Genomic DNA, 19,862 nt, shown 5'->3' with positions numbered 1-19,862 from the left:
GCTAGCCGATCTCGTAGAACGGAGGCGCGTAGCGGAAGACCCCGCGCAGCTGCGGCCGATGGGCGGTGAGCGCGCGGGCCTGCAGGTGTGACGCCCATTCGGGCACGTCGGGTTCGACACCGAGCTCGGCGGCCGGGACGAACCCGAAACGGGGGTAGTAGTCCAGGTGCCCGAGCAGCACCACGAGCGGTTCGTCGAGGGCGTCCGCCGCGCCGAGCACCGCGTGCATCAGAGCGCCCCCGACGCCGGCGCGCTGCAACTCCGGCAGCACCCCGATCGGCCCGAGGGCCAGCGCCGGCTCGCCGTCGACCGTGCCGCGGGTGACGCACACGTGCCCGACGACCGTGCCCTCGGCGTCCGTTGCGACCAGTGACAGCCGGGGCAGCCACGCCGGGCCGGCGCGCAGCGCCTCGACCAGGCCGGGCTCGACCGGCTCCGCGCCGGCGGGGGTGAGCGGCGCGAATGCGGCGCGGTGCACGTCGCCGATCGCGGGGACGTCGGCGGGAAGTTCTCGTCGGATGAACACGAGAGCAGTGTGGACACCGGCGTCGGGCCGGGCAACGGAATATCGCTGTGGAAAGCTGACGGGTATGCCGGAGACCACCCTCACCCGTGCCCGGGTCGCCGCGATGGTCGACCACACCCTGCTCAAGCCCGAGGCGTCGGGGGCCGACGTGCGCGCGCTCGTCGACGAGGCCCGCGAGCTCGGCGTCTGGTCGGTGTGCGTGTCGCCGTCGATGCTGCCGCTGCGGGCGGACGGACTCGTCGTCGCCACCGTGGCGGGCTTCCCGTCGGGCAAGCACCATTCGCTGATCAAGGGCGCCGAGGCCCGGCTCGCCGTGGATCAGGGCGCCGCCGAGATCGACATGGTGATCGACATCGGAGCGGCCGTCGCCGGGGACTTCAACGCCGTGCTCGCCGACATCCTCACCGTCCGGGAGGCGATCGGGTTCGAGCCCGTGCTCAAGGTGATCATCGAGTCGGCGGCGCTGTCGGACGAGGCGATCGTCGAGGCGTGCCGGTCCGCCGAGCGGGCCGGCGCGAACTTCGTCAAGACGTCCACCGGGTTCCATCCCGCCGGGGGTGCGTCGGTGCACGCGGTGCGGCTGATGGCCGAGACGGTGGGCGGCCGGCTCGGCGTCAAGGCCAGCGGCGGCATCCGCACGGCCGAGGCGGCGCTGGCCATGATCGAGGCCGGCGCCACCCGGCTCGGCCTGTCCGGCACCCGCGCGGTGCTCGACGACCTGCCGGAGTGAGCACCGGGCCGCGGCCTCAGCGAGTATCGGGCCGCGGCCTCAGCAGTCGAGCTGGTTCTGCGACTGCTGTCCGGCCGGGGCCTCCGGCATCGTGTAGGCGCCGCCCTCGAGCGTCACCGCGATACCGGAGTCGGTGACCGACACCGCCATCGCCTGCATGTCCAGCGGGTACTGCTGCAGGCTCTCGGTGAGGATCTGGACGATGCCGTCGACCAGTGCCGTGGGCAACCCGATGCCGAACAGCGACGCGTCCACCGTCTCGACGGCGATCGCCCCGTTCCGGGCCTCCGGCCGCACGGTCAGCTCCACCAGGTCCGCGCCGCCCACGGTGAAGCGGAGGGTGCCGGCGTTCGCGTCCGGGGTGACGTCGGTGATCAGCGAGCCGAGCGGCAGGGTCTGCACCGTCGCGAGGATGCCCGACGACGGCCACACCACGTCGGCGCTCGAGCTGCCGATGGTCCCGGCCCCGGCGGCGCTCTCCCGCAGATCCACGTCGCGGACCACGGCGTGCACCTGCATCTCCTGGGCGGGGCCGAACGCCGTGTCGTCGCTGTCGAGCGTGACGGACGAGACCTGCTTGTCCACGAGCGAGAGCAGCACCGGCTTCCACCCGAGATCCACGTCGACGTTCGTGCCGAGTTCGCTCTCGAACGACTGCGCGAGGCAGTTGGTGGCACGGTTGCGGACGTACACCTCGGCGCCGACGAGCACCGCGACCAGCGCGACGGCGAGGGCGATGCCGATGGCGGCGAAGGGGATGCGCTTCCGGTTCGTCATGGTTCGGGATTGTTCCGAAGAACTCTGAGGAAGGTCTGTGAAGATGCGGTCCCACTACCAGAAAGTGTGAGGTGGGACACAGTTGTTCGGGTACTGTGGCGGCATGACGGGCTGGACGGAACCTGAACACGACGCCTCCGGCCGGGTGGATCCGGACGAGGCCCTGCGACATACCGCGCTCGCGCAGGCGGGCTTCTTCACCGCGCGCCAGGCCATTGCCCACGGCATCGCCACGATCGACTTCGTCGGCCGGATCGCGGCCGGGCACTGGGTCCGGATCGAATCGGACCTGTTCCGGCTCGGCGACAGCCCGCACACGAAGTTCGACGAGTTCGCGCAGTGGTGCGCCTGGTACGAGGGCGCGGCGGTGGTCTCGCACCAGAGCGCCGCCGACCTGCACGGCATGGGGCACCTGCAACCCCGCTTCCTGCACCTGTCGACGGCCGACCAGCGAACCGTGCCGAGCAACCGGCTCGCCCTGCACCACCGGCAGCTGCGCGCACAGGACTGCGAGCAGGTCGGGTGCTTCCGCATCACCACTCCCGCGCGGACCGCCGTCGACCTCGCCGCGGGTGGCGTCTCCCAGGAGGTCCTCGACGAACTCGTCGGCGACGCCATCGCCATCGGGCGGGTGACCTCGGCGCAGCTGCACGCCGCGGTCGCCGATCAGCCCGCGGCCGTCGCGGACCGCATCGAGCTGGCACTGCTCGCGGCCGGCTGAGCCTGCGCCGGGGCGACGAAGTCCCACGGCACGGTCAGCACGCAGTCCCGCAGCCGCCGGCGTTGCGATGCCGCCGGCACGCCCTGGGCGCGCAACAGGTCCAGCGTCGCGCGCCAGCGCACGCGCGGTCCGAACGCCGCGTGCGGTGCCGCCGACGCCCAGGCCCGATCCGCCGCCTGCAGCAGCTCGTGGATCCGTTCCCCCGGCACGTTGCGGTGGATCAGGGCCTTCGGCAGACGCTCGGCCAGGTCCGACGGGGCGTCCGAGTGGAACGGGCTCCACGCCAGCGTGAGCGTGCGCGGGCCGTGCTCGTCGAGCAGCACCCACGCGCACCGCCGGCCCAGTTCGTCGCACGTGCCGTCGAGCAGCAACCCGCCGGGCGCGAGCCCGGACCGCAGCCGATCCCACGCCGGCGCCACCGCCTCCTCGGGGTACTGGCGCAGCACGTTGAACGCGCGGATCAGCACCGGCCGGAGCCCGGCCAGCTCGAAGCCCCCGCGGGCGAACTCCACGCCGTCCCGCCCCGGCACCACCCGGTCGGGATCGATCTCGAGACCCACCACCCGCAGGCCGCGACGCACCGTGCGCAGCCGCGCGGCCAGCTCGAGGGTGGTCACCGGCATCGCGCCGTAGCCGAGGTCGACGACGAGCGCGTCGTCCCGGGAGTGCAGGACGCGGGCGACGTCGGGGTGGTGCATCAGCCAGCGGTCGCTGCGGCGCAGGCGGTTGATGCCCGTGGTGCCGCGGGTGACGACACCTTCCGGGCGCGGGGCGCGCACAGGGGACTATCCGAACCGGCGCGCGAGCCAGCCGGCGGTGATCTCCGCCTCGGTGCGGAACAGGTCGACGAGGTTGACGAGCATGAGCTGCTCGAGCTTGCCACCGATGAACGGCAGGAAGACCTTGGCCTCCGAGGTGGTGCGCAGGGTGCTGCCGCCGTCCGAGGCGAAGAGTTCCATCGTGCCGGTGAGGCTGCCGGGACCCGCGGGGACCGAGGCCTGGTAGCTGCCGGTGATGGTGTCGCCGAAGGGGGTGTACGTCTCCTTACGGGTGATGACCATGTCCTTCTTCATCACCGTCTGGGCGATCTCGGGCAGTTCCGTGCGCGGCAGGACGTGGTGCAGTACCAGGTCGATGCCGTCGTCCGACACCTCGAACTCCGCGAGGTGGTTCTCGGAGTACTTGCGCATCTCGACGATGCGCGCCTCCCAGTGCGCGCGGTCCGAGAGCGCCTCGTACACCTGCTCCGGGCTGTACGGATAGCGGGCGGAGTAGTCGATTCGCCGGGCCATGACACGCGAGGTTACCGGTTCGTTACCGAACGACGGAAATCGTCACCGTCCCGCAACGGCCTCGTCAGTGCGGCTCGGACAGCCACTTCGCGGTGAAGGTGCGCTCCACGTCGAACAGTTCGACGATCTGCTCGACGATGATGCCCTCGATCTTGCCGCCGAGGAACGGGATCCGCACCTCGGCCTCGCCGTCGATCTCGACGATGGTGCCCGCGCCGTCCGGCGCCATCGTGGAGGTGCCGTCCACCTTTCCCGGCAGCCCGTCCACGTGCGCGGAGAAGCGGCCCGTCGCGCGGTCCCCGGTCACCGGTTGCCACGACTCGTGCCGATGGATGACCAGGTCGCCGGGATGGAAGTTGGTGACGAAGCTCGGCAGGTGCTCGGCCGGGATGGACTGGGTCATGTGCAGGTCGATCGTCCCGTCACCGGTGCGCACGTCCTCGAGCGTCGCGCCCGGCCCGCCGATCTCCGCCAGGCGGCTCCGCCAGTAGTTCTCGTCGACGAGCGCCGCGTGCACCGTGGCGACGGGGAACGCGTAGTGCGAGTAATGGTCGATGCGGCTGCCCATGGTCGGCACGCTACCGTTTGCGGGTGTCTGATCCGCGTATTGGGGCCCAACTCGTCGAGGCGGGCGCCGTCGTGTCCGAGGACGTGCCGCTGTCGACGCTGACCACGCTGCGGCTCGGCGGTCCGGCCCGGCTGCTCGCCGAGTGCACCACCACCGACACCCTCGTCGAGGTCGTCCGCCTGCTCGACGCGGCACGCGTCCCCACCCTCGTCCTGGCCGGCGGCTCCAACCTGGTGATCGGCGACGCCGGGTTCGACGGTGTGGTCGTGCGCATCGCGACCACCGGGATCGAGCCGGGGGAGGACACCGTGCGCGCCGAGGCCGGCGCCGGGTGGGACGACGTCGTCGCCCTGACCGTGAAGGCGGGCCTCGGCGGGCTCGAATGCCTGTCCGGCATCCCCGGCTCCACGGGTGCGACCCCGGTACAGAACGTCGGCGCCTACGGCGTCGAGGTCGGGTCGATTCTGAGGGCCGTGCGGCTGCTCGACCGCACCAGCGGCGACGTCCGGTGGATCGGCCCCGAGGACCTCGGGCTCGGGTACCGCACCAGTGTCCTCAAGCACTCCGACGACGCCCTGGTCCTCGAGGTCGACCTGGCCGTGCGGCCGGACGGGGCCAGCGCCCCCATCGGCTACCGGGAGCTGGCGTCGGCCCTGCACGCCGAGGAGGGCGAGCGACGCCCGGCCGCGGAGGTCCGCGAGCAGGTGCTCGCCCTGCGCCGGGGCAAGGGCATGGTGCTCGACCCGGACGACCCCGACACCTGGAGCGCCGGATCGTTCTTCACCAATCCCGTGCTCGCCGACGACGAGCTGCCCCGCGTGCTCGCGGCCGTCGAGGAACGCGTCGGGCCCGACGTGCGGATCCCGCGGTTCCCCGCCGGTGGCGGCACCAAGCTCTCCGCGGGATGGCTGATCGAGCGGGCCGGGTTCGGCAAGGGCTTCCCCGGCCCCGGCGCGCCGGTGCGGCTGTCCACCAAGCACACCCTCGCGCTCACCAACCGCGGCACCGCGACCACCGCCGATCTGGTGGCCCTCGCGCGGGAGGTGCGCGACGGCGTGCAGGACGCGTTCGGTGTGCGGCTCGAGCCGGAGCCGGTCACCGTGGGTTGCTTCATCTGAGAGCCGGTCTGCCGGACCTGCCGCCGCGCTGCGACGCGACAGCGCGGCGGGCGTACTCTCGTCGGAGTGCTCCACCTGGGTGAACGAAGTCGTCGGTTGTTGTGGTTCGGGCTGCTCGCACTCGTCGCGGTGCTCGCGGCGTGCTCGTCGGGCCCCGGCGGGAGTGCGGTTCCCACCGGCACCGCGCCCGTCGTGTCGATCGTCACCGACCCCGCCGACGGCGCCACCGACGTGAACCCCACCACCCCGATCCGCGTCTCGGTCACCGACGGCGAGCTCACCGACGTCGCCCTCACGAACGTCGGAACGAGCACCGTCGTGCGTGGCGCCCTCGCCGCCGACCGCCGCAGCTACACCGTCGCCGAACCGCTCGGCTACGGCGCGACCTACCGCTGGTCCGGCACGGCCGTCGGCTCCGACGGCGCGGCCGTGGCCGTCGAGGGCAGCTTCGACACCGTCGACCCCGACCGGGTCGTCTCCGCGAACCTGAACATCGCCGACGCGCAGCCGGTCGGGATCGCCGCCCCGATCATCGTCCAGTTCGACGGCCCGATCACCGACAAGGCCGCCGTCGAGAAGGCCATGGTGGTCGGCACCGACCCGCCGACCGTCGGCAGCTGGGCGTGGCTGCCCGACGACAACGGCGGTGCCCGCGCGCACTGGCGCCCGCAGCAGTACTGGACGCCGGGCACGGCGGTGCACCTCGACGCGCGGCTCTACGGCCTCGACTACGGCGACGGCGCCTACGGGGCGGAGGACCTCACCCTCGACTTCACCGTCGGCCGGAGCCAGGTCGTCGTGGCCGACGCCACGTCGCACCGCATGCAGGTGGTGCGTGACGGGGTGACGATCATGGACATCCCGGTGAGCTACGGGCAGGGCAACGAAGCCCGCAACGTCACCCGCAGCGGCGTCCACGTGGTCACCGAGAAGCACGAGGACTTCCTGATGTCCAACCCGCCGTACTACGAGAACGTGCGGGAACGCTGGGCGGTGCGGATCTCCAACAACGGCGAGTTCATCCACGCCAACCCCGCGACCCTCGGCCAGCAGGGGGCGACCAACGTCACCAACGGCTGCATCAACCTCTCGCTCGGGGACGCCCAGGAGTACTTCGCGACGGCGATGTACGGCGACCCGGTCGAGGTGTCCGGAACGTCGATCGAGCTGTCCGCCGCGGACGGCGACCTGTACGACTGGGCGATCGACTGGCCCACCTGGCAGTCGATGTCCGCGCTGTAGGCAAGGCGCACTACCAGCGGTTGCGCACCTTCTCGGCGAATCCGAGAAGCTCGCGCACCTCGAGCCGGGCACCGTCGTCGAGCGTGACGTGGCCGGTGAACCGGCCGAAGACCTGATGCTGCGTCGAGCGCAGGACGAGGGCGTTCACGTCGGCGGCGCGGTCGAGGATCGGCTCGAACCCCATCTCGAACCGGCCGTCGTTGCTCGAGAACCGCCACGGCGCGCCGTCGTAGGTGCCGTGAGGCAGATGGAACCGCACCCGGTCCAGCTTGTGCGCCATGCCGTCGAGCAGGAGCATGTTCTCGCTTCCGGCGGCGGTGTCGCCGAAGCCGTGGCCGACGGTGAACCCGAAGGGACGCCCCTCGTGCCGTCCCGATGCGGACGCCCAGAACCAGGTGTTGTCGTAGGTCCATACGCCCCGGCCCCAGTCGAACACCCCGAACGCGGAGGCGGGGTCGAAGGTGTGCTCGCGGCCGCCGACCGTGATGGTGCCGGCGGCGGTGAGGCCGGGGATCTTCTGGTTGTAGTAGAACGCCCGCTCGTCGCCGGGGAACGGGATCGCGACGACCATCCGCTCGGCACCGGGCGGGGTGAGCACCACCTCGCCCGACAGGCCCCGCCCGCCCGCGAATCCGGGATGCCGGACGATCAGCCGCCGGGCGCCGCGCTCGTGCCGGAACTCGAGGCGCATTCCACGCCGGTCGACCACCACATCGCCCGCGTCCGCGGAGGCGGGCAACCGCAGCCGTCCGAGCGGAAACGGGATCATCGCGTTCTCGGTGGTGTCCGCACGGCCGGCCAGGTCGAGCCAGCTCACGCCGAGCAGGCCCATGTAGCCGTTGTCGGCGACGGTCAGCGCGAGACCGAACGGGCCGTCGTCGCCGTCGGCGAGCACGCAGTAGTAGTCCCACTCCTTGATCCGCCACCGCGGTGCCGCGACCCGGGACCGGTCGTAGGCCCGGACCTCGGTGCCGGCCCAGCCGGCCTCGGCGAGACGGCCCCGCACGTCGAGCAACGGCCCCGGGGAGAGGCGGCGTTGCCCGGCGTCCCTCTCGATGCCCACCGGTTCCTACTCGGCGGTGCGGTGGAAGCGCATGGGGCCGGCCTGGTCGCGCGGCTGCACGATGATCTGGTCCAGGTTCACGTGCGGCGGGCGCGACGCGACGAAACCGACGATCTCCGCGATGTCCTCGGCCACCAGCGGCGTGATGCCCTCGTACACCTTGGCGGCGCGCTCGGCGTCCCCCTCGAACCGCACGAGGGAGAACTCGGTCTCCACCGCACCCGGCGCGATCTCGGTCAGGCGCACCGGCTTGCCGAGCAGCTCACCGCGCAGCGTGCGGTGCAGCACTGCCTGGGCATGCTTGGCGGAGGTGTAGCCCGCGCCGTTGTCGTAGGCATGGAACGCCGCCACCGACGTGATCGTGACGATCAGGCCGTCGCCGGAGGCGACGAGCTTCGGCAGCAGGGCCTTCGTCATCCGCAGGGTGCCGAGGACGTTGGTCTCCCACATCCAGCGCCAGTCGTCGAGGTCCGCCTCGGCGACCGCGGCCATGCCCTTGGCGCCGCCCGCGTTGTTGACCAGCACGTCCACCTGGGGGAGCACCGTCGTGAAGGCGGTCACCGAGTCCTCGTCCGTGACGTCCAGCTCGAGGGCCGTGCCCCCGATCTCGTCCGCGAGCTTCTCGATCCGGTCGACGCGGCGAGCGCCGACGACGACGTGGAAGCCCTGGGCTGCGAGGGTTCGGGCGGTGGCCTCGCCGATGCCGGAGGAGGCACCGGTGACGACGGCCACGCGGGAATCGGGAGAAATCGTCATGCAGGCGATCCTAGGGTGCCCCGGATACGGTCGCGCGGGGGTCCGCGCGACCGCGGCGCCCGTCACGACGCGAGCGGGCGGGGCACCTCGACGACCGAGTAGGCGCTCGCGTCGCCGGCGACGGACCGGCTCGCCTCGCCGTGCACGCTCACCGGGACGTCCCCGGCGAGGGTGATGCGATTCAGGCGGCGGTGCAGGCCGTCGTAGTCGGCGACGGCGTAGTGCTGGGTGGCGCGGTTGTCCCACACCGCCACGTCCCCGGCGGCCCAGTTCCAGCGGGTGGTGTACTCCAGCCGGGTCTGGTGGTCCTGCAGCAGCCGGAACAGCGCCTGCGACTGCCGGCCGCTCAGCCCGACGAAGCCCTTGACGAAGTGGCCGAGCAGCAGCGACCGCTCCCCGGTCTCGGGGTGCACGCGCACCACCGGGTGCTCGGTCTCGAAGTACTCGGACCGGAACTCGGCGCGGTACTCGGCGACCCGCTCGTCGGCGCCGTCGCGGAGCTGCTCCGCGCTCTCGGCGGCGTAGTCGTACAGGTTGGTGTGGGTGGCCCACAGGTTCTCCGCCAGGGTCTTCAGCGGGGCGGGCAGGCCCTCGTAGGCCGCCACCCCGGAAGCCCACGTGGTCGAACCGCCGTAGGCGGGCAGTTCCACCGCGCGCAGGATCGACGCCTTCGGGATGCGGTCGACGAACGAGACGTCGGTGTGCCAGCTGTTCGCCTTGCCGTAGTCGGAGTCGATCGGCAGCACGTGCGCCCCGCGCGAGGTGACCGTCGGGTGCGCGGTGGTCGGCGTGCCGAGCAACTCGGCGAACGCGTACTGCGACGCGTCGTCGAGGTGGTGCTGTTCCCGGAAGAAGATCACCTTGTGCTCGGCCAGGGCGCGCCGGATCGCTTCGACGGTGGCCTCGTCGAGATCGCCGCCGAGCCGCACGCCGTCGATGCGGGCCCCGATGTGCCCGCCCAGACGGACCACGGACACGTCGCGAGCGGAGGCGGTGCGGGTATCGAAATCCACGGACATGGAGGACCTTTCGTAGATCGAACGTTGGTGCCGTCGACCTCATCACCGGCGGCGGGCCGGCGTAAGGGTTTCCGTCACCGTGATCGGGACCGTTGCCGCCGCCTCGCCGTGCGGATCGGACGCCGTGCGGATCGGACGCCGTGCGGATTGGACACAGTGGCGCGCGGCGGCTAGGTTGCGGATATGCCAGCTCGCCGTCTCCGTGCTCCGCGGGTCACCTACGTGACCGCCGCGCTGGGCTCGCGGCTGCCGCTGGCGCGCGAACTGTGTTGTCGCTGACACCGCCCTTCGCGCCCCGCTTCGTTTTCCCCGGCCGTCGGCCGGTGGGTCTCTGCCTCACGATCGAGCGGATCGGCGCCTCCCTGCCACGCCCCGGGTCTGCGGACCCGATCTCGAGGAAGAGCCGCAGTGACTGCAGTAGCTACGTCAAATGTCCTGTCCACCAATGTTATTCGCCCGACCTCCGGATCGGGCGTCCGTTCCCGTAGTGCCACCGCCCGGGTGCGATCGACGACGCGCGTGCAGATCGTGCCGCCCGAGCTGAAGGTCGCCGACGGCACCGCCGCCGCGGTGTTCCGGGTCGCCGCGGCGCGCGGGCCGATCTGCCGCGACCAGGCGGCGACGGCGACGGGCGCGAGCATCGCCACCGTGAACCGGCAGGTCTCGGCGCTGCTCGCCGCGGGCCTGCTCCGGGAGCGGCCGGATCTGACCGCGTCCGGTGCCGTGGGCCGGCCCCGGGTGCCGTTCGAGACCGACCACGAGCGCTACCTGACCGTCGGCATCCACATCGGTGCGGCCGTCACCGGCATCGTCGCGAGCGACCTGCGCGGGCGTGTGATCGGCGCGGTGGAGATCCCCACCCCGCGCGGCGGCCAGGAGGCGGCGCTCGGGGCGATCACCAGCAGCGCCAGGGCCTTCGCGTCGCGCTGGCACCGGCGCACGCCGCTGTGGGCGGGCGTCGCGCTCGGCGGCCGCGTCGACTCGGCCACCGGAACCGTGGACCACCCGCGGCTCGGCTGGGAGGATGCGCCCGTCGGGACCGTGGTGAGCCGGGGCCTGGGCCTGCCGGTTTCCGTCGCCGCGCACGTCGAGGCGATGGCCGCCTCCGAGTTGCTGCTCACCCCCGACCGCGACACCGCCGATGTCGAGGGCGCCACCCTGTACTTCTACGCTCGCGAAACCGTCGGTATCGCAATCGCATTCGACGGCCGGGTGCACACACCGCGCGGCGGCCCGGGCTCGGTGTCGCACCTGCCCACCGGATCGTCCGTGCCGTGCGCCTGCGGTGCCCGCGGATGCCTCGAGGCCACCGTCGCCGACCGTGCGGTGCTGACCCGGGCGCGGTCCGCCGGCCTGCTCGACGCGGGCGCCACGTCCGTCGCCGCGTTGTACGCGCTGGCCCGCAACGGTTCTCACGAGTCCCACGAGATCCTCGTGGAGCGGGCACAGGTGCTGGGGCGGTCCGTCGCGATGCTCCGGGACCTGTTCAACCCGGACCGGGTGATCCTCGGCGGCCAGGCGTTCACCGCGTACCCGGAGGCCGCACCGCACGTCGCGCGCGCGCTCGCGTCGCCGTCGGGCGCCGACGTCCGGGTCACCGGATTCGGCGACCGAGTGCAGGCGCACGCCGCGAGCGTGGTGTCCTTGAGTTCGCTGTACTCCGATCCGCTGGGCGCAATGCGCCGGGCGCTGGTCTGATACGCGCACGGAATGGCTATCCGCGCAGACGATTCGATTTCACGCGCGGACGACCGGGAGGCGCGCGGATGCGGGGCCGCCGGTCAGCCGCCGTGCAGTGGCGGGCCGTCCGTCGCGTCCGCCGGCACACCCCGCCGGTCCAGTTCGGCCCGCGCGCGGGCCAGACCGCCGTGCTCGAGCGCCGCGAGGGGCGACTCGTCCGCCCAGACCAGCGTGCCGCGGTCGCGGACGGTCACGCTCAGCGAGCCCGCGAGGTGCTCGAGGGCGCCGGGCACGTTGCGGCGCTCGAGTGGCAGCGGAACCGGCAGGACGTGCGCGGCGCTCAGCGGGGCGGTCGCCTCGATCTCGACGGTCCACCGCGGCCCGCGCCCGAACAGCGACCACCGCTCGTCGGCGACGTGGGCCCGCACCGGGGAGACCACGGGGTTGCCCAGCCGGATCACGGGTCCGTCCGGCAGGGCGACCACCACCGCCGTCACCTCGGTCCGCAGCGGTCCGGCGTGGACCTGCCCACCGGCGAAGGCGACGCACGCGGCGGAGTCGGTGAAGCCGTGCGCCTGGCCCCACCACCACGACTCCGGGAATCCGCCTCGGCCCCAGTTCTTCTCCGCGTACACCTGGGCGCCGTCCAGGTTCCACGTCTCGCCCCCGAGCACGGCCTCGCCCTCGGCTCGCCCGTCGAGCAGCCACGGGTGCCAGTACTGGTTGAGCGCGGGGACCGCGTGGAAGACGCTGGATCCGCCGAACCGGCGGCGGGGCCACGGCCGGGGCGCCGTCACCCGCACATCGAGGCGTGCGTCGTCGCCGAGGTCCACGCGCAGCCGGTCGGGCTCCCCGCGGAACGCCGTGCCCGCCGACGCGCCGAGCCGCCGCGGGTCGGCGAACCCCTCCGGATGCGCCGTCGTACGCAGGAATCCGCCCGGGTGCGCCGCCAGGCCGAGGGTCGCCCACGACCCGTCGGCGGCCCGGTTGACGCCGCACAGTGCGATCACCACCCGTCCGGTCCCGGGCTGGGTGAACCGCCAGAAGTACCCCTCCATCGCGACGTCGTGCGCCGCCAGCGGATCACCGAAGGGCAGGTCGGCGCCGGTGGCGCGGTAGCTCGAGCACAGCGACACGACGCTCAGATCCCGGCCCGGGCCGCGGCCGCGATGTCGTCGAGGTCCTGGTGCAGCGCCTTACGCGTCGCCCGCAGGGCCAGGGGAGCGACGAGCGCCGTCAGCGCCCGCCGGATCCGTCCCGGACGGCCGGCGTCGGCCGAGAACCGCACGGTCAGCGTCGTGCCGGCCCGCTCGGGGGCCACGTCGAACTCGGTGCGGTAGCGCACACCGCCGGATTCGGCCTCGACGGCCGTGTGCCGCCCCGGCTCCACGGCCGTCACGGTCATCTCCTCGGTCGCGGCCCTGCCGAACATCGTGCGGGTCTCGCGCCAGCGGGTGCCGACCTCGTAGCCGACGCCCGCGAGCCGTTCGACACTCTGCACCCCGCTCAGGATCTGCGGGGCCGAGTCGACGGAGGTCAGCACCCGCCACACCCGGTCGGGTGGTGCGTCGACGAAACGGCTCAGCTCGACGTGGTGGCCCATTCGCGCTCCTCTTCGGTCGGGTCGATCACAGGGGCAGGGCGTTCTCCTGCAGCGTCGGCTCCGCGCCGCGCCGGCGGAACCATTCGAGGCCGAACGCGCTCGCGAGCTGTTCCGGCGTCATCGCCAGCATCGGCCCGAAGTCACCGACCTGCGAGGCGTGCGCGAGCATCGCCGCCCGTTTCGCGGGGATCGTCGCGGACACGTCGATCGTGGTGGTGATCTCGGCCTCCGGCAGGCCGAACGTGTCCAGGTCCGGGGGCGACGCGTCCGGGCTCACGTCCGGGTTGGCGGCGAGCAGGCGACGGATGTGGTCCCGGTTCATCGCCGCCTCGTACACCGACGGGTGCGCGGTCAGCGCCTGGGCCCGGGCGCCGACGCGGTGCACCTGCACGTGGTCGGGGTGCCCGTATCCGCCGTTGGGGTCGTAGATGGTGACGACGTCGGCGCTCTCCTCCGCGAGCACGGCCGCGAGCCGGGCCGCGGCCGAGTCCACGTCGACGTTGCAGAACGCGGCCGGGTCCGCGTTCTGCGGCGCCCCTGCCATGCCCGAATCGGCGTAGCCCAGCGGCACCAGGCGGGCGACTCCCAGCGTCTCCGCCGACGCCTCGAGCTCGGCGCGGCGACGCTGCACCAGGGACTCGCCGGGACCGAGCAGCCCGTCGGGGACCTCGCCCGCGGCGCCGTCCGTCGCCACGACCAGCACCACCCGATGCCCCGCGTCCGCGGCGAGGCGCATCACCCCGCCGGTGGTGAACACCTCGTCGTCGGGATGGGCATGGAAACACACCAGCACGCTCACGTACTGCATGCTGGCACGAATGCGCTCCTACCGTGCACTGTTCACCGCGCCGGGCGCCGCCGCCTTCTGCCTGGCGGGGTTCGTCGCGCGGTTGCCGATCGCGATGGTCGGCATCGGCATCGTGACGATGTTCTCGCAGTTGCGGGGTGATTACGGCCTCGGTGGCGCCCTGGCCGCGGTGTTCGCGCTGTCGTACGCGGTGCTCACCCCGCTGGTCTCGCGGGCCGCGGACCGGCACGGGCAGTCCCGGGTCCTGCCGGTCGCCGCGGCGATCAGCGCGGCCGCGACCGCCGCGATGCTGGCGGGGGTACGGTGGGAGGCGCCCGAGGCGCTGCTGTTCGCGTGCGCGGTCCCGGCGGGACTGATGCCCACGATCGGCGCCATGGTCCGCGCCCGGTGGACCGAGCTGCTCCGCGGCACCGACGGGTTGCGTACCGCGTTCGCGCTCGAGGCGGTGATCGACGAGCTGTGCTTCATCGTCGGGCCGGTGCTGTCGGTGGGGCTGAGCGTCGCCGCGTTCCCGGAGGCGGGCGCGTTGCTCGGGACTGTGCTGCTGGTGATCGGCACCGTCGCGCTCGCCGCCCAGCGCGGCACCGAACCCCCGGCACGCCCGGTCGTCGCGGGGGCACCCGGCGCGAGCGTGCTGCGGATCCCGGTGCTCGTCGTGCTGGTGGTGGCGATGACGGCGATGGGCACGATCTTCGGCGTCGTCGACGTGGTCGGGGTCGCCTTCACCGCCGAGCGGGGCGCGCCCGGCGCCGCGACCGTGGTGCTGGCGATGTTCGCGACCGGGTCCGCGCTCGGCGGCCTCGTCTTCGGGGCGGTGCGGCCGCGGGCGCCGCTGACGCGGCAGCTGCTCGGCGCGACGGCGGCCGTCGCGGTCCTGCTGTGGCCGCTGCTGCTCGCCGACACGGTGCCGGCCCTCGCGGTGCTCTACCTGTCGGCCGGGGTGGCCGTCGCCCCCACCATGATCGTCGCGACCTCCCTGACCGAGCGGATCGTGCCGCCGGGCCGGCTCACCGAGGGCATCACCTGGACGGTCACGGGACTCGGGGTCGGTGTCGCGGTCGGCTCCGCCGTCGTCGGTCAGGTCATCGACCGGTCCGGGCCGAGCGCGGGCATCGGGGTCGCGGTGGTGGCCGCGCTCGTCGGATGCGCGTGCGCGGTGGGAGTGGCCCGGCTCGCCCGGCTAGGGTGACCCGCATGACAATCCGCGAGGTCGAGAGCTCCGACGGCACCCCCATCGCCTACCGCGTCACCGGCGATCCCGCCCACCGCCCGCTGGTCCTGCTGCACGGCTGGGCCCAGTCGTCGCGGTGCTGGGGCGAGGCCGTGCTCGACGAGCTGGCCCGCACCCACCGGGTGATCGCCGTCGACCTGCGCGGACACGGGTACTCCGGGGCCCCGGAGACCGGATACGACGAGTCGAAGCTGTGGGCCGCGGACGTGCAGGCCGTGCTCGACGCCGAAGGCGCCCACGGCGCGGTGCTGCTCGGCTGGTCCTACGGCGGCCTGGTGATCTGCGACTACCTCGCGACCCACGGCACCGACCGCGTCGCCGGGATCGTGCTGGTCGGCGCGATCACCAGCATCGGCCGGGGAGAGAAGGGCGGCAAGGTCGGGGCGGCCATGCGCGCGGCCGTCCCCGACGCGATGTCCGAGGACGCGGCGACGGCGATCCGCGCCCTGGGCGCCTTCGGCACGGCCCTCACCGGGCCCGGGGAGGGCAAGGGCGTCGCGGCACAGGCGCTGTTCGGCACCAGCCTGTGCACCCCGCCCCGCGTGCGGGCGGCGATGTTCGCGCGGACGGTGCGCAACGACGAGCTGCTGCGGGGCCTCGACATGCCCGTACTCGTCCTGCACGGCACGGCCGACTCGGTCGTCGACGTCTCGGCCGCCGAGCACGCGGCGTCGCTGCTGCCGAACGCGACGACCTCGTTCTGGGAGGGCACCGACCACGGCCCGTTCGTCGAGGACCCGCAGCGGTTTGCCGCCGAGGTCACGCGCTTCGCGGGATCGCTGTAGCCGCTGCCGACCCGAGCGCCTGCGCCCCGGCGAGCAGCAGTGTCTCCTCCGGCGTGAGCGGGTGGAACTTGACCCCGCGCACGTCGCGGTAGCACTGCTCGAGCGGGCTCGACCGGTAGAAGCCGCGGCCCCCGGCGACGTCGAGGGCCAGGTCACACACCTCGATCGCGGCCCGCGCGATCTCGGCCTTGGCGGTCATCACCGCGGCGACCGTGGTCATCGACGGCACCGGGTCGTCGCCGACGACGTCGAGGGCACCGTCGAGGGCCCACGACGCGACCTGCAGGCGGGTGGCCGCGACGCCGAGCTGGCGTCGCACGCTCGGGTCGCCGGCCCGCGGCGTCCCGGCGACGAGCGCGGTCGCGTGCGCGTGCGCGGCCTCCGCAACCCCGAGGTACACGGCCGCGACGACGGGCATGGCGACGCTGAGCACCAGCTGGAACGGCGGGTCGATCACCCCGTACGGGCGGCGGGCGACCACGGCCGCGTCCGGGACGAACACGTCGGTCAGCTCGACGTCGTGGCTGCCGGTCCCGCGCATGCCGAGCGAGTCCCAGTTGTCGAGGACCCGCACCCCGTCGGCCTTCATCGGGACCATCATGTTGAGCACGATGCGGCCCTCGTCGGGGTCGTCGTACGGGAACATGGTGGCGAGCACGTCGCCGACCGGGGCCTGGCTGCAGAACACCTTGCGGCCGTCGACGCGGTAGCCACCGGGCACCTTCCGGGCGGTCCCGCGCGGCCGGGTCTGGTCGGCGCCGCCGGTGGAGACGAGCACGAGTCCCTCCCCGGCGACGCGGCGCAGCATCCGGTCCGCGCCGGGCGCGCCGTGCCGGTACCGCCACGCGGCGGCGAGCACGACGTGGTGGTGCATGGACGAGGCGAGGGCGGTGGCCGCGCAGTGGTGCGCCAGGGTGCGTTGCACGGTGGCGACGTCGCGCACGGTCGCGCCGTCCCCGCCGAGCTCGCGCGGGACGGCGAGCGCGAGGCGGCCCTCGGAGCGCAGGATCTCGTAGGCCTCGGCGACGAACGTGCCGTCGCGGTCGTGGGCGCGGGCGTACGGGGCGATCCGCCGGCCCAGTTCGTCGGTGCGGGCGGCGAGTTCCTCGGGGGGGCGGGAGCGGGGGGACTGGGTGATGTCTACGGTGGTCATGTCTCGACGGTAGGGGCGCAGATCGATGCCGCCCAGTGCACGTTCTGGACCTACTCTGGAGATGTGCGCGAGTACGGGCAGTACTGTCCGGTCTCGATCGGCAGCGAAGTGCTCGCCGACCGGTGGACCCCGCTGATCCTGCGCGAAATGGTCTACGGCAGTACCCGTTTCAACGAGATCGAGCGCGGCCTCCCCGGCATCTCCCGCACCCTGCTGGCCACCCGGCTGCGGCACCTCGAACGCAAGGGCGTGCTGGAGCGGGTCCCGCAGGCCCGCGGCTGCGAGTACCGCCTGACCCCGGCCGGCCGCGAACTCGCCCCGATCCTCGTCGCGATCGGGGAGTGGGCGGTGAAGTGGTTGTTCGCCGAACCGGTGCCCGCCGAGGTCGACCCGGTGACGCTGACGTGGTGGATGCACCGCCGGGTGGACCGCGACCGGGTGCCGCAGCGGCGGGTGGTGATCGAGTTCGACTACACCGGTCCCGCCCCGATTCGCCTGTGGATCGTCCTGGACCGGGGCGAGCCGTCGGTGTGCCGCAAGCCGCCGGGGTTCGACGTCGACCTGTACGTGACCGGGGAACCGGTGGCCCTGATGCGCGTCTTCGCCGGCACCCGGACCCTCGCCGAGGCGATCGACGACGGCAGCGTGCAGGTGCACGGGCCGTCCGCGCTGGTGCGCGAGTTCGGGACCTGGTTCCTGTGGAGCCCCTTCCACGCGGCGGTGCGCCGCGCCGTCGCGGGTTTCGAGGCCGGCGAGCATTCCTGAACGGCCGGGGTGCCGCGTCGAGCAGCCGCAGCGCGCCGGAGCGCAGGGGAGGGCGGAGCCGGGCGGGGATGTGCGGCAGGGCAGTATGGAGAAGTGACGTCGAAGTCGAACAGCCGTCCCCGCCGCGTGGCCGTCCTGTCGGTCCACACCTCGCCGCTCGCGCAGCCCGGCACCGGGGACGCCGGCGGGATGAACGTCTACGTTCTGCAGACCGCCGTGCAGCTCGCGCGCCGCGGGGTCGAGGTGGAGATCTTCACCCGGGCGACGTCGTCGGCCGACCCCGTGGTGCAGGAGGCGGCACCCGGCGTGCTCGTGCGCAACGTCGCGGCCGGTCCGTACGAGGGGCTCGACAAGCACGACCTGCCCACGCAGCTGTGCGCGTTCGCGGCCGGGGTGCTGCGGGAGGAGGCCCGTCACCCGCAGGGCTACTACGACCTCGTGCACTCGCACTACTGGCTGTCCGGCCAGGTGGGCTGGCTCGCCCGGGACCGGTGGGGAGTCCCGCTGGTGCACACCGCGCACACGCTCGCCGCCGTGAAGAACGCCTCGCTCGCCGACGGTGACGTGCCCGAGCCGGCGGCCCGGCAGATCGGCGAGCAGCAGGTGGTCGCCGAGTCCGACCGGCTCGTCGCCAACACGGTCGACGAGGCGGCGCAGCTCGAACGCAGCTACGGCGCCGACCCGTCGCGGGTGGACGTGGTGGCGCCGGGTGCGGACCTGTCCCGTTACCGGCCGGGGGACCGGGCGGCCGCCCGGGCGGGCCTCGGCCTCGACCCCCGCGAGACGATCGTGACCTTCGTCGGGCGCATCCAGCCGCTCAAGGCACCGGACGTGCTGCTGCGGGCCGCTGCGGCGGCGATGTCCGCCGACCCGGAGGTACCCCTGCGCGTGCTGGTGGTCGGCGGGCCCTCCGGCACGGGACTCGAGCGGCCGCACTCGCTGATCGAACTGGCCGCCGAGCTCGGAATCGCCGCCCGGGTGACGTTCCTGCCCCCGCAGCCACCCGAGCGGCTGGTGCAGGTCTACCGCGCCTCGGACGTGGTGGCGGTGCCGAGCTACTCCGAGTCGTTCGGCCTGGTGGCGATCGAGGCGCAGGCCTGCGGGACCCCCGTGCTGGCCGCGAACGTCGGTGGCCTCGGCGTCGCGGTGCGCGACGGCGAGACCGGGCTGCTCGTCGACGGCCATCGCACCGACGACTGGGCCGCCGCGCTGCGCGCGCTGGTCACGGACCCGGGACGGCGGGCTGCGCTCGCGGCGGCCGCGCCCCTGCACGCGGAGAACTTCTCCTGGGAGCACACCGCGGAGGGTCTGCTCGCCAGTTACCGTAAGGCCGGTGCGCTGCGGAACCGTTCGCTCGGGACCGGCGAGTTCCCGCTGCGCCGGCAACGCGGAGTGTGGAAGATCCGGCGGACGACGGGGGTACGGGCGTGAGCGAGCGACTGAGCGAGACGATCGAGGCGACGCTGCGCGATCGCGGCCTCGAGTTCTCCCGCAAGGAGGGTGGGCACTTCGTCGTCGACCTGCCGGGGGAGAACAAGCTCAAGACGACGACGCTGCTCAGTCCCGGCAACCACGGCCTGCGCATCGAGGCGTTCGTGTGCCGCAAGCCCGACGAGAACTTCGAGGGCGTCTACCGGTACCTGCTCCGCCGCAATCGGCGGCTGTATGGGGTCGCGTACACCCTCGACAAGATCGGGGACATCTACCTCGTCGGCCGGATGTCGGAGGCCTCGGTCACTCCGGACGAACTGGACACGGTGCTCGGCCAGGTGCTCGAGGCCGCCGACCACGATTTCAACGTCATTCTCGGACTCGGATTCCTCACCTCCATCAAGCGGGAGTGGGAGTGGCGGGTCTCGCGGGGCGAGTCGCTCCGCAATCTCGAACCCTTCCGGCACCTGATCGAGGACGGCCGGCCCTTCGTGGTGGAGGACGCGCAGCCGTAACGCCGCGATATCGGTGACCCGAGCCACAATATTACTGTGAGCATAGTCACATAACGGCCGTGTAACTACGCGGTTTCGA

Annotated in this window: 22 protein-coding genes; 10 read left to right on the top strand and 12 right to left on the bottom strand. The window is 72.9% G+C overall.

Annotation, left to right across the window (positions count from 1 at the left end; translation table 11 throughout):
- Position 1: 1 nt before the first annotated feature.
- Complete coding sequence (locus ISO16_RS09255; protein WP_072635778.1) at positions 2-526, bottom strand: GNAT family N-acetyltransferase; 525 nt, start codon at positions 524-526, stop codon at positions 2-4.
- Between the two features lie 64 nt (positions 527-590).
- On the opposite strand from ISO16_RS09255, the gene deoC reads away from it, so the two are divergent.
- Positions 591-1,256, top strand: a complete 666-nt coding sequence (deoC, locus tag ISO16_RS09250; protein ID WP_006946525.1) for a deoxyribose-phosphate aldolase — start codon at positions 591-593, stop codon at positions 1,254-1,256.
- Between the two features lie 39 nt (positions 1,257-1,295).
- On the opposite strand, the gene ISO16_RS09245 is transcribed toward deoC, so the two are convergent.
- On the bottom strand, positions 1,296-2,033 hold the full coding sequence (locus ISO16_RS09245) for an LmeA family phospholipid-binding protein (RefSeq protein WP_072635777.1): 738 nt from the start codon (positions 2,031-2,033) through the stop codon (positions 1,296-1,298).
- Between the two features lie 103 nt (positions 2,034-2,136).
- Between ISO16_RS09245 and ISO16_RS09240 the strand changes: the two genes are divergently transcribed.
- Complete coding sequence (locus ISO16_RS09240) at positions 2,137-2,754, top strand: type IV toxin-antitoxin system AbiEi family antitoxin domain-containing protein (protein WP_029545192.1); 618 nt, start codon at positions 2,137-2,139, stop codon at positions 2,752-2,754.
- Here ISO16_RS09240 and ISO16_RS09235 read toward each other — a convergent pair.
- The 3 genes from ISO16_RS09235 to ISO16_RS09225 all read right to left on the bottom strand — a co-directional run bounded on the left by ISO16_RS09235 (position 2,700) and on the right by ISO16_RS09225 (position 4,614).
- Positions 2,700-3,533 (bottom strand): SAM-dependent methyltransferase, encoded by an 834-nt coding sequence (locus ISO16_RS09235; RefSeq protein ID WP_072635776.1) that lies wholly within the window; start codon positions 3,531-3,533, stop codon positions 2,700-2,702. The genes ISO16_RS09240 and ISO16_RS09235 overlap by 55 nt on opposite strands.
- A gap of 6 nt (positions 3,534-3,539) precedes the next feature.
- Positions 3,540-4,046 carry a DUF2505 domain-containing protein gene (locus ISO16_RS09230; RefSeq protein ID WP_006946528.1) on the bottom strand — a complete coding sequence of 169 codons (507 nt, stop codon included), beginning with the start codon at positions 4,044-4,046 and terminating at the stop codon, positions 3,540-3,542.
- Positions 4,047-4,110: 64 nt separating this feature from the next.
- The gene (locus ISO16_RS09225; RefSeq protein ID WP_006946535.1) at positions 4,111-4,614 is read right to left on the bottom strand and encodes a DUF2505 domain-containing protein; all 504 of its coding nucleotides are present in this window, start codon (positions 4,612-4,614) and stop codon (positions 4,111-4,113) included.
- 71 nt (positions 4,615-4,685) lie between these two features.
- Here ISO16_RS09225 and ISO16_RS09220 point away from each other — a divergent pair, with 71 nt between their 5' ends.
- Together ISO16_RS09220 and ISO16_RS09215 are read left to right on the top strand one after the other, a co-directional pair.
- Positions 4,686-5,732, top strand: coding sequence for a UDP-N-acetylmuramate dehydrogenase (locus ISO16_RS09220; protein ID WP_072635775.1), 1,047 nt, complete (start codon positions 4,686-4,688; stop codon positions 5,730-5,732).
- Positions 5,733-5,798: 66 nt separating this feature from the next.
- Positions 5,799-6,974, top strand: coding sequence for a L,D-transpeptidase (locus tag ISO16_RS09215; RefSeq protein ID WP_195886197.1), 1,176 nt, complete (start codon positions 5,799-5,801; stop codon positions 6,972-6,974).
- 10 nt (positions 6,975-6,984) lie between these two features.
- Here ISO16_RS09215 and ISO16_RS09210 read toward each other — a convergent pair whose 3' ends face one another.
- From ISO16_RS09210 to ISO16_RS09200, 3 genes are all read right to left on the bottom strand, one after another.
- The gene (locus ISO16_RS09210; protein WP_072635773.1) at positions 6,985-8,037 is read right to left on the bottom strand and encodes a DUF2804 domain-containing protein; all 1,053 of its coding nucleotides are present in this window, start codon (positions 8,035-8,037) and stop codon (positions 6,985-6,987) included.
- Positions 8,038-8,043: 6 nt separating this feature from the next.
- The gene (locus ISO16_RS09205; protein WP_072635772.1) at positions 8,044-8,793 is read right to left on the bottom strand and encodes an SDR family NAD(P)-dependent oxidoreductase; all 750 of its coding nucleotides are present in this window, start codon (positions 8,791-8,793) and stop codon (positions 8,044-8,046) included.
- A gap of 62 nt (positions 8,794-8,855) precedes the next feature.
- On the bottom strand, positions 8,856-9,812 hold the full coding sequence (locus ISO16_RS09200) for a TauD/TfdA dioxygenase family protein (RefSeq protein WP_072635771.1): 957 nt from the start codon (positions 9,810-9,812) through the stop codon (positions 8,856-8,858).
- 450 nt (positions 9,813-10,262) lie between these two features.
- Between ISO16_RS09200 and ISO16_RS09195 the strand changes: the two genes are divergently transcribed.
- Entirely contained in the window at positions 10,263-11,510 is a 1,248-nt protein-coding gene (locus tag ISO16_RS09195; protein WP_442800826.1) for an ROK family protein, read from the top strand.
- An 83-nt stretch (positions 11,511-11,593) separates the two neighbouring features.
- Here ISO16_RS09195 and ISO16_RS09190 read toward each other — a convergent pair whose 3' ends face one another.
- From ISO16_RS09190 to ISO16_RS09180, 3 genes are read right to left on the bottom strand one after another with little or no spacing between them, the layout of a single operon-like run.
- On the bottom strand, positions 11,594-12,628 hold the full coding sequence (locus ISO16_RS09190) for a tocopherol cyclase family protein (RefSeq protein WP_072635770.1): 1,035 nt from the start codon (positions 12,626-12,628) through the stop codon (positions 11,594-11,596).
- Positions 12,629-12,633: 5 nt separating this feature from the next.
- Positions 12,634-13,095 carry an SRPBCC family protein gene (locus ISO16_RS09185; RefSeq protein ID WP_072635769.1) on the bottom strand — a complete coding sequence of 154 codons (462 nt, stop codon included), beginning with the start codon at positions 13,093-13,095 and terminating at the stop codon, positions 12,634-12,636.
- Between the two features lie 25 nt (positions 13,096-13,120).
- The gene (locus ISO16_RS09180) at positions 13,121-13,903 is read right to left on the bottom strand and encodes a PIG-L family deacetylase (protein WP_072635768.1); all 783 of its coding nucleotides are present in this window, start codon (positions 13,901-13,903) and stop codon (positions 13,121-13,123) included.
- Between ISO16_RS09180 and ISO16_RS09175 the strand changes: the two genes are divergently transcribed.
- Positions 13,902-15,092 carry an MFS transporter gene (locus tag ISO16_RS09175; RefSeq protein ID WP_072635767.1) on the top strand — a complete coding sequence of 397 codons (1,191 nt, stop codon included), beginning with the start codon at positions 13,902-13,904 and terminating at the stop codon, positions 15,090-15,092. The two genes, ISO16_RS09180 and ISO16_RS09175, sit on opposite strands and share 2 nt — an antisense overlap.
- A 5-nt stretch (positions 15,093-15,097) precedes the next feature.
- Positions 15,098-15,919: an alpha/beta fold hydrolase gene (locus ISO16_RS09170; RefSeq protein WP_072635821.1), complete on the top strand. Its 822-nt coding sequence runs from the start codon at positions 15,098-15,100 to the stop codon at positions 15,917-15,919.
- Here ISO16_RS09170 and ISO16_RS09165 read toward each other — a convergent pair.
- On the bottom strand, positions 15,894-17,072 hold the full coding sequence (locus ISO16_RS09165) for an acyl-CoA dehydrogenase family protein (RefSeq protein ID WP_072635766.1): 1,179 nt from the start codon (positions 17,070-17,072) through the stop codon (positions 15,894-15,896). The two genes, ISO16_RS09170 and ISO16_RS09165, sit on opposite strands and share 26 nt — an antisense overlap.
- A 63-nt stretch (positions 17,073-17,135) precedes the next feature.
- Here ISO16_RS09165 and ISO16_RS09160 point away from each other — a divergent pair, with 63 nt between their 5' ends.
- From ISO16_RS09160 to ISO16_RS09150, 3 genes are all read left to right on the top strand, one after another.
- Positions 17,136-17,837, top strand: coding sequence for a winged helix-turn-helix transcriptional regulator (locus tag ISO16_RS09160; RefSeq protein WP_029545165.1), 702 nt, complete (start codon positions 17,136-17,138; stop codon positions 17,835-17,837).
- Positions 17,838-17,930: 93 nt separating this feature from the next.
- Positions 17,931-19,268 carry a D-inositol-3-phosphate glycosyltransferase gene (gene mshA, locus ISO16_RS09155; RefSeq protein WP_006936015.1) on the top strand — a complete coding sequence of 446 codons (1,338 nt, stop codon included), beginning with the start codon at positions 17,931-17,933 and terminating at the stop codon, positions 19,266-19,268.
- On the top strand, positions 19,265-19,783 hold the full coding sequence (locus ISO16_RS09150; RefSeq protein WP_006936013.1) for a YbjN domain-containing protein: 519 nt from the start codon (positions 19,265-19,267) through the stop codon (positions 19,781-19,783). The genes mshA and ISO16_RS09150 overlap by 4 nt, the downstream gene beginning before the upstream one ends.
- The last annotated feature ends 79 nt before the right edge of the window (positions 19,784-19,862 follow it).

Origin of the sequence: Rhodococcus sp. M8, assembly GCF_015654185.1 — a bacterium.
Taxonomy (GTDB): Bacteria; Actinomycetota; Actinomycetes; order Mycobacteriales; family Mycobacteriaceae; genus Rhodococcus; species Rhodococcus aetherivorans.
This window is presented reverse-complemented; position numbering and strand designations above follow the sequence as displayed.